The sequence below is a fragment of the Phaeodactylibacter sp. genome, from assembly GCF_022763345.1.
Classification (GTDB): domain Bacteria; phylum Bacteroidota; class Bacteroidia; order Chitinophagales; family Saprospiraceae; genus Phaeodactylibacter.
In genome coordinates, this window is the sequence record NZ_JALEGS010000105.1 from 1 (window position 1) to 14,835 (window position 14,835).

The window sequence follows — 14,835 nt, forward strand, 5'->3', positions numbered from 1 at the left end:
TAATCTATGAAATTTTCAAAGAACTTGCTCAGATGCTAAACATAGCATCTGACATTGAGTAGGTTTGCTGTGGCAAACCACTTAATCGTCAGTATAAGTTGAGGTTTTTATCATTGCGCTCCAAATAGCAATGCTACTCATCCTCTAAAATTGGCTGTCCGTGGGTTTGCCGAACAAAAAAAGGCAATGCCCATGGGAGGTAACTCAGTCCCTTAACCGCCCACTCGAAATAGGTGGGCCGGTAGAACAAGGCGTTAAAGAGCCGTCCAAAGTTGAGCCGGTGCTGAAATGCTGCCTGCCAGTCCTTGCTATATCCTTCTGCCAGGTGGGCCTGCTGAAAATCCGGTTGATCTAAACAGGTTAACATGTTTTTTGCCAGAAGCCTGGCACCTGCAATAGCCATGCCCATACCATTCCCGCAAAGGGGGTGTATCATCCCCGCAGCGTCGCCTACCAAAAGGAGCTGATCGTGCGCCTGCCGTTTCGGGGCAAATGAAATCTGGCTGATGGTAAGGGGGCGTTCAAAAACAGGTGTCAGGCGGGTGAGAATGGCTTTCAGTTCCGGATTTTGGTACAATACCGCTTGTTCATATTGCGCCAAATTTTGATAAGACCTGAAGGTACGCTGATGGGCCAGGTAGCATACATTAATACGCCCTTCCTCTACCTTTGATACCCCGCAATAACCACCCGGAAAGCAATATAAGGCTACAAGGTCTTCCGGGAACGCCCCGGTGTAATGTGCTTTAGCGGCCAGATAAGGCGTTTTTTCCCTGATGAATGCCCGGTTCAGTTTCTTATCCAGCCGGGAGCGTTTGCCGTAGGCACCGATAACGAAGCGGGCGCGGTAGGTGCCTGATCTGCGCGTGTGTACCTGTGTGCATTCCGTGTCCGTCTGTACATCCGTTACTTCCGCAAATTCAACCTTCCCGCCAGCGGCAAGGACTGCCTCGAAAAGCAGCTGATCGAGCCGGTACCGGCTCAACCCAAACCCGCCTAACGGCAAGGGGGCTTCCACACTGCGACCGCTTTCTGCACTCAGCAGGCAGCGCTGAAGATGAGTGGCGCCCGCTGCTACAGGATCAACGCCCAGGGTTTTGAGGTAAGGCAATACTTCATTGGAAACATACTCTCCGCAGACCTTATGCCGTGGATAGGCTTCCTTTTCCAAAACCCGTACCTGCACCCCTGCTTTTGCCAGATGCAGGGCTGCCGTAAGCCCGCCAAGCCCCCCGCCGATGATTAGCACATCGCTGGAATGAGAATTGGAATGGAGTGAATATTGCACAGGGTTTAAATTTTTTGATGACTTAAACAGGCTCCTCCCGGGATAAAATCCAGCCTGCGTTAGTTCGTATTCTTCAAATGTTTAGCGTCTCGCAACTGAGTCACGGTCACTTGTTTTGGATAGAATGCAAAGCTTATAACGCAGATCAATTGAGACGGCTCAAAATTTCCATGAATTTAGCAAATTCCCCTCGTTGTCATACTGCTCCGTCAATTCCGGCATGGCATGCCCACACCGGTTCATTAGCGCTTGCTGTCCGGTAGGATAGTACAATTTCCTGTACCCGCCGTTTGTTGCGTACTCCGTCCAAATGCCAGTCCGGTAGCCCATCCAATATGTTCCTTCCACTAGTTTTTCACCGGTCTTGTAGTGGTGCTGCACGAAGGGGCCGTTCAAAAAACCGTTAACGAGATAAGTGCTATTACCTGGGTCACTTACGGTGTAGGCTCTTGACTGGACATACCGCAATTCCCTGCTGAGGGTGCCATCTGTATTGAAGAAAATGCTGGTCCCGGACAGGCGCCCGTGCTTGTAATGCTCCATGCTTTTTATGGTGCCGGACTGGGCAAAAACCGTTTTCCAGCCATGCTGCAGGTTGTTGGCATAGGGGGTGTATTCAAAGCCGCCTGTTCTGTAAAAGCGGGTCTTGGAAAGCAAATTTCCATCGGAGCTGTACACTTCTTCATGCTCCAGCTGCCCATCATAAAAATACTGCCATACCCCTTTTCGTTTACCATCTGTGTAAGTGCCGCTTAGCCTGACCTGCCCTTCCTCATCAAAAATTTGAAGAGTAGAAGTATCAGCTGGAATATCCGGATACGTTTTGGTGGCCACGATCGCTCCTTCCTTGTTGAAAAAAGTCCATTTGCCCACTCTCATACCACGGAAATATACACCTTCTGCCAATGGGCTATAGCTGCTGGAGTCTCTGCCTGATTTAAGGAGGTAGTACCCGTGCCTGAACCGGATGGGGTAAAGTGGGGGCTCGCTGTCATACCACAGCTCAACCTGTGCAATGTGCTTGCGTTGTTGCCCAAGGGAATCTGTAAATGCTGCAACCATCGTTCTCCTCTCATCACTGTTGTACGCATACCTGACCTGCCCTTTCACTTCATGCATTTCTTTTAGCAAAAGCCGGCCACCGTGGTACACTTTGCGCTCGGAAACGAAGTTGTCTTCTTCCGCTTCACGATAAATGCGATATTCGCCATGAAGCGCCCCCTTCCGGTAGGCAATTTCACTTCTCTTGATCTCCTTTTCGAAATAGTCACGCCTGCTGTAGTGCACCCATTCGCCATGAGGCTCTCCCGCCAAAAAGTGCCCTTTGGCAACAAGCCTGCCATCACCGGTGATGTGTTTGCTTCCCGAAAATTTATTTTCCCGTACCGATTCGTAAGCCTCCAATACGTCAAGATAAGTGTTGCCTAACGGGCTGATGGACCGGGAACAGGCCTGATTGTTCCCTGCTTTAATCCGTGCCGACAAAAAATCGCAAACTGTTGCCCCATAGTGCAAGCTATCCTTTGTCGTACTGAAAACCAGCCACACTTCGCCCGGATATAACTTTTGTCCGCCTGCTGTGGTGCCCCCTCCCGTATTTAAAAAAATGGTATCCACCGGGCTGCCTCTAAATCTTCTTTTCACCACAGCAATGCTCTCGAAGCTGTGCCTCCTTGTGTAAGTTTCAATGATCGCACAGGTGAAAATATGATGGTTTTGGGGGTCGTGGTTAAGCAATTCCGTAATGGAGAAATATTCCCCGGCGCATGAGCCGGGCAGGCTTACCGGATTGGCAAGGAGGATAATCGCCAGTATGGCTTGTGGAAGCTTCATGTATGCGGTATTGACTGTAGGTTGCTGCACCTCAGGTGTTAAGATACAAAACCCCTTCGTGATTCATAAACGTGCTACCTTTCCGGTTCAGGTCCAGCGGCCCTCCATTGAAATTCGTAGCAGGCCGACCCACTGCCTGAAAAATACAGGCCGTAGCCGCGAAGTCCCAAGTGCTGCCTCCCCCCTTTTCCTTTTTGGGAAATTTGAGCATACAGGCCGGTCCATTTTCAAGCACGCGGATGGCATTCAGCACAGCACCGCCACCAGAGATTTCCTGTACACCGCTTAACCCGGATTGTTCTACCTGCTGCTGCAAAAACTGCCGGATTTCGGGAGCCCGGGGCGTGTCCTTCAGTGGGCGGTCGGTCACGTAGGTCAGGTGGTCATTGGTGTTTTGGATGGCCCAGGGCGTGCTGTTTTTCCAGGCCCCTTCGCCCCGTATGGCGTGGTAGAGGGTATTGGTGCTGGGGTCAACCACCACACCAATATGGGGCGTCCCGTCTTTGCCAACCAAGGCAATGGATACGGAAAAACCGGGTTGCTTCCGGATAAAAGGCAGGGTGCCGTCCATGGGGTCAACGCACCAGAAAAAGTCTTTTTCAAAGCGGCTCCCGTCGTCTTCGGTCTCTTCTGATAAAAGCGCCAGGCCAAACGCCTCACAAGTAGGCAGGAGGTGGGAAAGAATGACGGCTTCAGCGGCTTTGTCTACCGCGGTGACGACCTGTGAAGCATAGCTCTCGCCCGCCTGCTTTTGCTGCACCGGCACCTCTTCGCCCATGGCCTTTTGGATGGCCTGCCCGGCGGCAAGGGCAGCTTTTATCGCGGTTTGGCTAAGCAGGGAAAAATTCATGCGGTAAGGCTTTTAATCACTTCTGCGGTGATGCGCTCGCTGTAGCTGTTAATTTTCCAGTGGCTGGGGCTCCACCCTTTCAGAAAACGGTGGAAATCTGCCCAGGCCACGCGGTATAGAGACCGCCACTCTTTTTCCAGTGCAGCGTTCGGTTGTTCAAGCGCAGCATGCAAATGGGCGAAGTACGTATCCAGGATTTGCCCCTCCAGGCGCTCGCATTCTCGCTCGTCCAGGCAGCTCCCGATGAAGTACGCTACATCTTTCATCCCGCATCCACCGCCCACGTATTGGAAATCCACACCCGCGACCCTCCCGTTCATGGAAAAGCAAAAGTTGGCCAGCTTCGCATCCCCATGCACAAAGGTTTTGAACTGGCAGGTATTCAGCTTTTCGTCGATGAGGGGAGCCGCTTCCTTTAGCGCCTGATCGTCCAGCACTTCCAGTTCCTGAGGGCGGGTGGCCAGATGCCAGTAAGTGCCGGTTTCCCAAAGCCCGTCCGGTGTCTTTCCCAGGTAACTGGCGTGAAATTGAGCCAGCCATTGCAGGCAGGCATTGATTTCCTCCCACGAGACGGCTTGTTTGCGCAGGGCGTACCCGGCTCCGTCCAGATCCTCGAGCACCATCAGGACTTCATCGCCCCGCCTGCCAATGGCGAGGCAGTGGGGAAGGCGGGCCGCACTATGCTCATTGTAGGTGTCGTACCACCGGGTTTCCACCTGATAGGATTTTACTTTGCGTTGGTGCCCCAAATCAGTATTCCACCCCCGGGGATGGTTTTGCTGCGCTGGAAGTTGGACATGCTTGACAACAACACTTTCAACAGCCGCATCCGCCAATTTGATACGCAGGATTTTACCGTACCCGCTCCATAAGGCTTGCAGGGTTTCCTGCTCCTTCAATGCTGATGCGCCGGTCTCTTGCTTAATGATTGATCGAAAATAGGGATCCATAGAGCGGTAATATAAAGAGGATGCTACAAATGAACTTTACCCTGCGTAAAGAAACCTGCTTTTCTAACCTCATAGCACTTGGTGGAGCAGCCCATGCACAATTAAAATAGGGTGTCAACCCCGCTCATGTATGGCCCCCGACCTATGCTTTAGAAAGCCCCCCTGCCGCCCGCTAAAGTAAGCCCGGATTTCCGCCAGCACAGAAAGCGCAATTTCTTCCGGCGACAGCGCCCCGATGTCCAGGCCTACCGGGCTGTGGAGGCGCTCCTGATCGGATTCGGAAAGCGTGATCCCTTCCGCAGCCAATTCGTCCAACATTTTATTGGTCCGCTTACGGGGCCCGAGCATACCAATGTAGGGCACCTCCGTTTGCAGAAGGCGCCGAAGGTTATTCAGGTCGGTTTTGTAATCGTGCGCCATGAGGATGCAAGCCGAGTATTCGTCCACTTCCACCGCATCATCCTTGGCTTTAACTTCGTCGGCCTGTTGAAATACGGAACGGCTTAGCTTGTGAGGATTGGCATAGACCGTGACGTGGCGGCCGAGGTCTTTGGCCAGTTGAGCCATAGGAAAAACATCATAATTACCGCCAAAGAGCAACAGGCGGATGGTCGGGGTCAGGAATTCAATGAATGCGCTGACAGCCCCCCCATTATCCAGTTCGTATTGCCCGGTGATGGACTTTTGCCGGCCAAGGGCGGTTTTCACATCTGCCTCTAAGGCCTTTACCGGAGCGCCTTCCGGTAAAATCGCTTTTAGTTGTTCAGCGCTTTCGTACCGGAACATACGGCCCGGATACAAAGCGTCAGGTCCATCCTCATTATGCGATATCGTGATCAGAATGTTAGGCTGCCGCTCGTCTGTGCACCGCCGCAGCACCTCCAGTGCGTTATCCGGTTCGTCTTTGAGCGGGGCAATGAGCACATCAATGATCCCATTACAGCCCAGCCCCACTCCGATCGACTGCGCGTCATCGTCCGTGGTGTCATAGGTGACCAGGGAGGGCTTGTCCTGAAACATGGCCAGCTGAGCTTTGCGCAAAGCATCACCCTCCAGGCAGCCTCCGCTAATGCCTCCAATCCAGTTGCCATCTTCCATCACCAGCATACGGGCACCGGCACGGCGGTAGGAAGACCCCTCCACCCGAACTACAGTAGCAAGGGCCAGTTTTTGGTGGCGGTCCAGTTCATCATAGGTTTTGATAATCGTTTTGATTTCTTTCATAGCAGGGTTTCCGGCACGGTTTTTTGATGTTGTCAATACTAACAAATAAGTACTGCACTTAGGTTTTTCTTGTGTAAATTTTAATCTATATGTCAAAAACCAATTTTTATTCTTATTTATTTACTAAAATAGCACTTAAATTTATAACTTTAGAATCCTTGTAGAAGGATGAACCGATAAACGACAAACACACCCATGCATCTCAAAGGATCACACCAATTCAATGCGCCTGCTCACCAGATTTTCCAAATGCTAATGGATGCGGATACGCTTGCGCGGATCACGCCTGGGGTCTCTGAGCTCGAAGCAACCGGGCCGGATACTTACAAAGCCATCGCCAATGTCAAAATGGGTCCCGTCAGTGGTTCTTTCTCCGGTAACCTGGAAGTGGCCGAAAAGCAGGAGCCGGAAAGCTTCGTCCTCAAGATTCAGCAAAACAGCAAAATTGGTAACGTGGCCGCAGATGTGAAAATCGACCTGAAAGAGACCGGAGCAGAAACGACCCAGCTTTCTTTTGATGGCAAAGCCCGTCTGTCCGGACTGCTCGCCCGTACCGGGCAACGCGTCCTCTCCGGCGTGGCCAATACCCTAAGCAAACAGTTTTTTAAAGCGCTGGAGGAAGAGCTGGAAAACCCGGCGCATCAGCCCGCCTGATAGCGCAAAAGCTTTGAAACACCGGATATATTTCCAATTGATCAAAAACTCATAATACCCTATGCCGACTAAAATCACCATGACCGTCAATGGGCAGTCTGTTACGAAGGAAGTAGAAGCACGTACTCTTTTGGTACACTTCCTACGTGACATTCTCCATTTGACCGGCACCCACGTGGGTTGTGATACCAGCAATTGTGGGGCCTGTACCATCCTCGTTGATGGCAACGCTGTCAAATCCTGCACCATGCTTGCCGTTCAGGCCGATGGCTCAGAAGTGACCACCATTGAAGGACTTTCGCAAAATGGCGAAATGCATCCGCTTCAGGAGGGCTTCCGTGAAGAACATGGTCTGCAATGTGGCTTCTGCACGCCCGGCATGATCATGGCGGCTGTCGATTTACTGGACCGCAACCCCGATCCTTCCGAACAGGAAATCCGCGAAGGGCTGGAGGGCAATTTCTGCCGCTGTACTGGCTATCACAATATTGTACGCTCCATTCAGTACGCCGCTAAAAAAATTAACGAACCGAAAAAAGCTGTCGCATCATGACCAATTATATAGGCAAGGCCGTCAAGCGCGTAGAGGATAAGCGTTTCCTCACGGGCAAAGGCCGCTACACCGATGATATTGTGCTGCCGGGCATGCTGTACGCTTATATTGTGCGCAGCCCCTACGCACACGCAAAAATCAATAATTTAGACACGAGCCGGGCTGAAAAGATGGACGGTGTCGTCAAAATTTATACCGGAAAGGATATTGCCGATTCCGGCATTAATGGCATCCCAACCGGCTGGCAGGTCAACTTCAAAAATGGTGATACCATGAAGGAACCGCCCCACCCGCTGCTGGTTGCCGATAAAGCCCGCTACATGGGCGACGGCGTGGCCGTAGTGATCGCAGAAAGCAGGGAAGAAGCCCGGGATGCTGCTGACGAAATCGACATCGACTGGGAAGAACTCCCGGCTGTAGCCAATGCCAAAAAGGCTACTGAAGACGGCGCGCCCCTCGTACACGACGAAGCGCCGAACAACAAGTGCTTCGACTGGGAACTGGGCAACCCCAAGGAGGAGGTCGATAAGGCGATGAAGCAGGCGCATCATATCACCACGCTTGAGTTCACCAATCAGCGGGTGATCCCGAATGCGATGGAAACGCGGGCTGCTATCGGGCAGTACGAAGAAGCCACCGGAAAATACACCCTGTATACCACCTCACAAAACCCACACCTGACTCGGCTGTTGCTTTGTGCCTTCGTGCTGGGCATCCCTGAGCACCGCGTCCGTGTGGTCGCCCCGGACGTAGGCGGCGGCTTTGGCAGCAAAATCTTCCATTACGCCGAGGAGGCACTGATGATCTGGTGCTCCGAACGCCTGAAGCGCCCGGTAAAGTGGACTTCCGACCGCAGCGAAGCATTCATGACGGATGCGCACGGCCGTGACCATATTTCCAAAGCGGAAATGGGCTTCGATAAAGAAGGCAATGTATTGGCGCTGCGGGTCAAAACCCACGCTAACCTGGGTGCCTACCTGTCTACTTTTGCGCCTTGTGTGCCCACCTGGCTGCACGGCACGCTGATGCAGGGGCTGTACGTCACCCCCAAAATAAATGTGGACGTAACCGGTGTCTTTACGAATACGGTAATGGTAGACGCCTACCGGGGCGCCGGCCGGCCAGAAGCCACCTACTTGTTGGAGCGCCTCATGGATACGGCCGCTTTGGAGATGGATATGGACCCTGCCGAACTCCGCCTGAAGAATTTCATCCCTCCATTTGATGGGGTGGAACAGCCGGGCTACCAGACACAGGTCGCCCTTCAATACGATAGCGGGAATTATCATGCCGTGCTGAAGCGTGCCCTGGAGATGGTCGGTTACGAAAAATTCCGCAAGGAGCAGGCGGAAGCCCGCAAGGAAGGCAAGCTGCTGGGCATCGGGTTTTCCACCTATATTGAAGCTTGCGGTATTGCGCCATCGGCAGTGGTTGGAGCACTCGGTGCTCGGGCCGGCTTATATGAAGTCGGTCAGGTAAGGGTACAGCCCACCGGCAAAGTCAGCGTATTTACCGGAGCACACTCCCACGGGCAAGGTCATGAAACGACCTTCGCGCAAGTGGTAGCGGACCGCCTTGGTATTCCATTGGATGACGTGGAAATTATACACGGCGATTCCGATTCGGTCGCCTTCGGTATGGGCACCTACGGGTCGCGTAGCCTGGCGGTAGGAGGCAGCGCCATCGTAAAGAGCCTGGATAAAATCATTGAAAAAGGCGCCAAGATTGCTGCCCACAAACTGGAAGCCGCTGAGGAAGACCTGGAGTTCGCGGAGGGCAAATGGACAGTAAAAGGAACCGATAAGGGTATTGCTTTTGGGGATGTGGCACTGACGGCTTACGTGCCTCACGATTATCCGGAAGGCGTAGAGCCTGGCATGGACTTTTCCAGCTTCTACGATCCGGCCAATTTTACCTATCCTTATGGTGCCCACGTAGCGATTGTGGAAGTTGACAAGGATACTGGCCATACAAAGCTAAAGCGATTCATTGCAGTAGATGATGTAGGCAACGTCATCAACCCTATGATCGTGGATGGGCAAATCCACGGCGGGCTGGCGCAGGGCATCGGGCAGGCGCTTTTTGAAGGGGCGATGTATGACGAAGACGGACAGCTCATCAATGGCTCCTATATGGATTACACCATGCCACGGGCGGATGACCTGCCAAGTTTCGAGATTGACCGTACGGTGACGCCCTGCCCGCACAACCCACTGGGCGTGAAAGGCGCCGGGGAGGCGGGCTGTATCGGGTCCACGCCGGCGGTAGTCAATGCTGTGATGGATGCCCTCCGGCCGTTCGGTATCAAGAAAGACCTGGAGATGCCACTGACGCCTGAGCGCGTGTGGCGGCACATGCAGAGCTAATCTATTGTCAGACTTTCAAACTCAACAACAACCATGGTAACCAATAAATTTGATTACATCCGCGCCGAGTCCGTAGACGACGCCATCACCCTGATGGTCAAGCACGGCATGGATGCCAAACTACTGGCAGGGGGGCACAGCCTCATTCCTGCCATGAAGCTGCGGCTCAATGCGCCCGGCGTACTTATCGATATCCGAAAAATTCAGGAGCTACGCTACATCAAGAAGGATGGCAATAAGCTGGTCATAGGTGCCGGTGCCACCCATCACGATGTGGCTACTTCTGAACTGGCGCACCAAACCTACAGTATGCTGCCGGAAGCTGCCGACCTTATCGGTGATCAGCAGGTGCGCAATATGGGTACGATTGGGGGCAGCCTTGCTCACGCGGACCCCGCTGCCGACTGGCCCGGTGTGATGATTGCTGCCGGGGCATCCGTTCACCTCAAAGGGCCGGACGGGGAGCGTAGTGTGCCCGCCGAGGACTTCTTCACCGGATTCTATATGACCGAACTGCAGGAGAATGAGCTGCTGACGGCAATCAGCATCCCATTGCCGCCGGAAGGTACCCGCAGTACCTATCAGAAATTTATGCAGCCGGCCTCCCGCTTTGCAATTGTCGGTGCCGCCGCCGCAGTGACGGTCAAAGGTGGGAAGATAGAGCGCGTCAAGGTCGGCATCAATGGCCTGGCGGATGCCGCTTTTGCTGCGGGTAATATCGAAAAAGCCCTGGTGGGCAAGGAGCCTACGGAAGCCAATATCGATGCTGCCGTGGAAGGCACCGGAGCGGATGCAATGGTCATGGCAGACCACTTTGCCTCCGAAGAATACCGTTTACATTTAGCGAAAGTCTATGCCAAACGGGCATTGATGGCCGCTACGCAATAGCCACTTTTCAAAGTAGTGTATGAAACTTGAATGATTGGAGACTGCCGGGTGGTGATGCCGCCCGGCAGTACTGTTTAACTGAACCTTTCCAAGCCGTTATGATCAAAAACGAGGGCTTACAGCACATTCAGCAAATGCTTTACGAGCAGGGCTATATCACAGAGCCTTCTATCGTAATGTCCGTATTTCTGGCCAAGGAACTGCGCAAGCCCCTTCTGATTGAAGGGCCGGCCGGCGTAGGCAAAACGGAAATCGCCAAAGTGATGAGCCGGGCGTTGGATACCGACCTCATCCGCCTGCAGTGCTACGAAGGGCTTGATGCTACCCACGCTATTTACGAATGGAATTATCAGCAGCAGCTGCTACACCTCAAAATGGACGAGCATAGCGGCAAAACGCTGGAGGAAAAAGAACGCAATATCTTCAGCGAACGCTTTCTGCTCAAGCGCCCCCTGCTTCAAGCCATTACCCACCAAAAAGCCCCGGTCTTACTGATCGATGAGATTGACCGGGCTGATGAGGAATTTGAGAGTTTCCTGCTCGAAGTCCTCTCCGACTGGCAGATCAGCATCCCGGAAATCGGGACCATCAAAGCCAGTCATATTCCGCAGGTGATCGTCACCAGCAACCGGGTGCGGGAACTTTCGGAAGCCCTGCGCCGCCGCTGCCTTTACCTCTACATTTCTTATCCTGAATTTGAAAAGGAACTGCAGATTGTGCGCAGCAAAGTACCGGGTATAGACGAAGACCTGAGCCGGCAGATTTGCGCCTTTATGCAGGAGGTCCGTCAAATGCGCCTGGAGAAAGTTCCGGGTATCGCTGAAACGCTGGACTGGGCCATGGCGCTCTCCGCGCTCCACATTGACCACCTCGATAAAAGCATCGTGGAGTCCACCCTGGGTATTGTCCTCAAGGACTGGCAGGATATCCGCCACACGCAGGATTCCCTCTCGGAGTTGTTTGAGAAGGTGGGGGCTATTTCGAAACTGGAAGACCTGTAAAGGTGTGGCGTCTCCACATAATGAAGGCAGGACTGTAGAAGGATGTAGAACGGTGTTTTAAATAGCCAAATAGGGAGGCAGTTGCACCGTTATTTCCTTAGTATCAGCTAACAAGCCACTAATGACTGAAAAATAAGCCGCCCCTGCGTCTGCTGCCAGGCAATTATTGGTATTTAGACCGGATAGGGAGTTGCAGAACGCACAAAAATTGTATTTTAGCCCAAAATCAAGTTAGTTATGAAATATATCGTTGTTATCGCACTCTTATTGGGCGCATCCATCCACCTTCAGGCACAGGCTGTCGACAAAGCCCAGGTGAATGCGGCAGCGGAAGCCCTGATTGCTACCTATCAGCTGACAGAAGCACAGGAGGCCGGGGCGTATACTATTGCAGAACGGCGCCTTCGGAATCAATCGGAAATAGCCCACCTTGCCTCTTCCGACCAAAAGCTCTACCTGCAAAAGAAAAATGCAATCCGAGAAGGAGAAATCGTCTCTCTTGAGCGGCTGCTCAATCAGGAACAACTCCCTATTCTGAGGGAACAGATGATCGAACGGCGAAAAAAAGAGTCGGAGCTGATCAAAAAAATGAAAGCCCAGGGCGCTACTCGTGAGGAAATCCAACTCGCAGTCTGGGAAATGGAATAAAAAATAAGCGGTTCGTCAAGGGCCGCTTTTTTTATTTGCCAACAACTATTCTTCGTTTATTGATGTAATATTAGCGGTGCCGTAAAATATATGTATCATCAAGCAGGGCCTTCCCAACATAATCCCTGATTTTAATGATCCTCTTCGGCAGAATACCTACGAACAGGATTTGCTGTCTTGTGTTTTACCTGTACGGTTACCTTTTTACATGACACCATAATAACTATAAAGCATTAATGGATCCTTTAAAAACGAAATTCAACGAAAAAGCGACCGCTCTGCGGACTGAAATTCGTGCTATGCTCAAAGAGCACGGCAACAAAAAATTTGACGAAGTCACCCTGAAACAGATTTATGGTGGTGCCCGCGGTATCAAAACCATGATTTGGGAAACCTCCCAGCTTGACCCCATCGAAGGGATCAGGTTCCGGGGCTATTCCATCCCTGAACTCCGGGAAGTGCTCCCCAAAGGCCCCGATGGCAAAGAGCCTCGCCCTGAAGGCTTGTTCTGGCTGATGCTGGTTGGTGAAATCCCAACGGAGCAGGAAGTCAAGTGGCTCACGGAGCAGTGGCTAACCCGAAGCCATGTGCCGGAGCACACCTTTAAGGTGTTGGACAGCTTACCTGTGAATACCCACCCAATGACGCAGTTCTCTCTTGCTATTGCTTCCATGCAAACGGAAAGCTGCTTCGCCCGTCGCTACGATGAGGGTATCGACAAGGCAGATTACTGGGATCCGACTTATGAAGATACGATGAACCTCATCGCCCGGTTGCCGCGTATCGCAGCTTACATCTACCGCCGTACGTACCACAATGGAGATCACATCTCCCCTGATGTCTCTCAGGACTGGTCCGGCAACTTTGCCCATATGCTGGGTATAGAGGGAGGTGACTTTAAAAACCTCATGCGGCTTTACCTGACGATCCACGCTGATCACGAAGGTGGAAATGCTTCTGCCCATGCCACGCACCTGGTAGGGTCCACCCTTAGCGATGCTTACTACTCTCTCGCTGGAGGTATGAATGCCCTGGCTGGCCCACTCCATGGCCTGGCGAATCAGGAAGTCATCCGCTGGATTTTCAAAATGCTGGACGCCCTGGGAACCAAGTCGCCTTCCAAAGAGCAGATTGCCGACTATGTGAACAGCACGCTGTCTGCCGGACAGGTCATTCCGGGTTACGGCCACGCGGTTTTGCGGCAGCCTGACCCCCGCTTCATGGCGCAGAAGCGCTTTGCGGAAGAATACATTAAGGACGATGAAGTGGTCAAGGTGGTTTGGAAAATATTCGATGTAGTGCCGCCAATCCTGGAAAGCCTGGGCAAAGTGAAGAACCCATGGCCTAACGTGGATGCCCACTCAGGTGCACTGTTGGTGCATTACGGGCTGAAGGAATACAGCTTCTATACCGTACTGTTCGGTGTGTCTCGCGCATTGGGTGTGCTTTCTGCCCTATGCTGGTCACGCGCGCTGGGCTTCCCGCTGGAACGGCCAAAATCCGTTACCACGGAATGGGTGAAAAGCACCCTTGCAAAAATGGAGCAGGAAGCTTAACCGACTTAAAAAAGGCAGTTGTCTACCAAGGCAGCTGCCTTTTTTCCTCCCTGCGGTCTGTCTCTGTTCAAACTTCCCGTCTATAAAATCCTTTATTCCTAAAATTCCTTTATTTTTGACCGCGCCGGGCATTCCCCCTACCGCTAAGTAGGTTCAGCCTGGCAACAGAAAACGAAAATAACTCTAAGAAATATGGAATTTCCTGATACGCTCAAGTATACGAATGAGCACGAATGGGTCCGCGTAGAAGAAGGCAACATCGCTTATGTTGGCATTACAGATTTTGCGCAGGGCGAACTGGACGAGCTGGTCTACGTTGAAGTAGAAACGGTCGATGAAACCCTGGATAAGGACGAAGTCTTCGGAACCGTGGAAGCCGTAAAAACAACGTCTGAGCTCTTTATGCCGGTTTCTGGCAAAATACTGGAATTCAATCCTCAGATTGATGAAACAGATGGGGATAACCCTACGCTAGTCAATGAAGACCCCTACGGAGAAGGCTGGATCGTTAAGATTGAAATGACCAACCCTGCTGAACTCGAAGAACTGATGGATGCAGAAGCTTATAAAAAGCTGGTCAGCTAAAAAAAAGTAATTTTATTTCCCCATCACACACCAAAAACTCAAAGCGCTGCATCTACCCAATAAAGACAACAACAAAACGATGTTGTTACCTGCCCTCGTTTGGGCAGGAGCGCTTATTTTTTTCTCAACCGGAGGGCAAGTCTCTCCACCGAAGTTAACCTCACTACTGGAGCCCGATAAGCTCGCGCACGCTGCCGCCTATTTTATACTGGCGAGCCTGCTTGCTTTCGGATTCGCCCGGTCTGGAATGAGGGGGCTGCAAAAGCACCCCATTCTTTGGGCCATTGTGATCAGCAGTTCGTTCGGTTTTGCTTTAGAAATCGTCCAATATTTGTTTTTCCCGGGGCGTCTTTTTGAGCTTTACGATATTCTTGCTAATATTATCGGCTCCGTAGCATGTGTATTATTGTCTAGTTTTTTGATAAAATAAACCTTGTCA

At 52.1% G+C, this 14,835-nt stretch carries 14 protein-coding genes; 9 read left to right on the forward strand and 5 right to left on the reverse strand.

Annotated features, from left to right (window positions below):
* Positions 1–133: 133 nt before the first annotated feature.
* The 5 genes from MRY86_RS25495 to MRY86_RS25515 form a co-directional block, all read right to left on the reverse strand.
* Positions 134–1,288, reverse strand: coding sequence for an FAD-dependent oxidoreductase (locus MRY86_RS25495; RefSeq protein WP_293566878.1), 1,155 nt, complete (start codon positions 1,286–1,288; stop codon positions 134–136).
* 159 nt (positions 1,289–1,447) lie between these two features.
* Positions 1,448–3,121 carry a hypothetical protein gene (locus tag MRY86_RS25500; RefSeq protein WP_293566877.1) on the reverse strand — a complete coding sequence of 558 codons (1,674 nt, stop codon included), beginning with the start codon at positions 3,119–3,121 and terminating at the stop codon, positions 1,448–1,450.
* Positions 3,122–3,152: 31 nt separating this feature from the next.
* Entirely contained in the window at positions 3,153–3,971 is an 819-nt protein-coding gene (locus tag MRY86_RS25505) for an inositol monophosphatase family protein (RefSeq protein WP_293566876.1), read from the reverse strand.
* Positions 3,968–4,921: a phosphotransferase gene (locus MRY86_RS25510; RefSeq protein ID WP_293566875.1), complete on the reverse strand. Its 954-nt coding sequence runs from the start codon at positions 4,919–4,921 to the stop codon at positions 3,968–3,970. The genes MRY86_RS25505 and MRY86_RS25510 overlap by 4 nt, the downstream gene beginning before the upstream one ends.
* Positions 4,922–5,035: 114 nt before the next feature.
* Positions 5,036–6,145: an XdhC family protein gene (locus MRY86_RS25515; protein WP_293566874.1), complete on the reverse strand. Its 1,110-nt coding sequence runs from the start codon at positions 6,143–6,145 to the stop codon at positions 5,036–5,038.
* 195 nt (positions 6,146–6,340) lie between these two features.
* On the opposite strand from MRY86_RS25515, the gene MRY86_RS25520 reads away from it, so the two are divergent.
* The 9 genes from MRY86_RS25520 (at position 6,341) to MRY86_RS25560 (ending at position 14,826) form a co-directional block, all read left to right on the forward strand.
* A complete protein-coding gene (locus MRY86_RS25520) occupies positions 6,341–6,799 on the forward strand; it encodes a carbon monoxide dehydrogenase subunit G (RefSeq protein WP_293566873.1) in 459 nt (152 codons plus the stop codon).
* A 61-nt stretch (positions 6,800–6,860) separates the two neighbouring features.
* Complete coding sequence (locus MRY86_RS25525; RefSeq protein ID WP_293566872.1) at positions 6,861–7,352, forward strand: (2Fe-2S)-binding protein; 492 nt, start codon at positions 6,861–6,863, stop codon at positions 7,350–7,352.
* Positions 7,349–9,718, forward strand: a complete 2,370-nt coding sequence (locus tag MRY86_RS25530; RefSeq protein ID WP_293566871.1) for a xanthine dehydrogenase family protein molybdopterin-binding subunit — start codon at positions 7,349–7,351, stop codon at positions 9,716–9,718. The genes MRY86_RS25525 and MRY86_RS25530 overlap by 4 nt, the downstream gene beginning before the upstream one ends.
* Positions 9,719–9,751: 33 nt before the next feature.
* Positions 9,752–10,606, forward strand: coding sequence for a xanthine dehydrogenase family protein subunit M (locus tag MRY86_RS25535; RefSeq protein ID WP_293566870.1), 855 nt, complete (start codon positions 9,752–9,754; stop codon positions 10,604–10,606).
* A 98-nt stretch (positions 10,607–10,704) separates the two neighbouring features.
* Positions 10,705–11,607 (forward strand): MoxR family ATPase, encoded by a 903-nt coding sequence (locus MRY86_RS25540; RefSeq protein WP_363325415.1) that lies wholly within the window; start codon positions 10,705–10,707, stop codon positions 11,605–11,607.
* A gap of 237 nt (positions 11,608–11,844) precedes the next feature.
* The gene (locus MRY86_RS25545; protein ID WP_293566868.1) at positions 11,845–12,255 is read left to right on the forward strand and encodes a hypothetical protein; all 411 of its coding nucleotides are present in this window, start codon (positions 11,845–11,847) and stop codon (positions 12,253–12,255) included.
* A 236-nt stretch (positions 12,256–12,491) separates the two neighbouring features.
* Positions 12,492–13,811 (forward strand): citrate (Si)-synthase, encoded by a 1,320-nt coding sequence (locus MRY86_RS25550; protein WP_293566867.1) that lies wholly within the window; start codon positions 12,492–12,494, stop codon positions 13,809–13,811.
* 192 nt (positions 13,812–14,003) lie between these two features.
* Positions 14,004–14,396: a glycine cleavage system protein GcvH gene (gene gcvH / locus MRY86_RS25555; protein ID WP_293566866.1), complete on the forward strand. Its 393-nt coding sequence runs from the start codon at positions 14,004–14,006 to the stop codon at positions 14,394–14,396.
* A gap of 79 nt (positions 14,397–14,475) precedes the next feature.
* Positions 14,476–14,826 carry a VanZ family protein gene (locus MRY86_RS25560; RefSeq protein ID WP_293572045.1) on the forward strand — a complete coding sequence of 117 codons (351 nt, stop codon included), beginning with the start codon at positions 14,476–14,478 and terminating at the stop codon, positions 14,824–14,826.
* Positions 14,827–14,835: the final 9 nt, after the last annotated feature.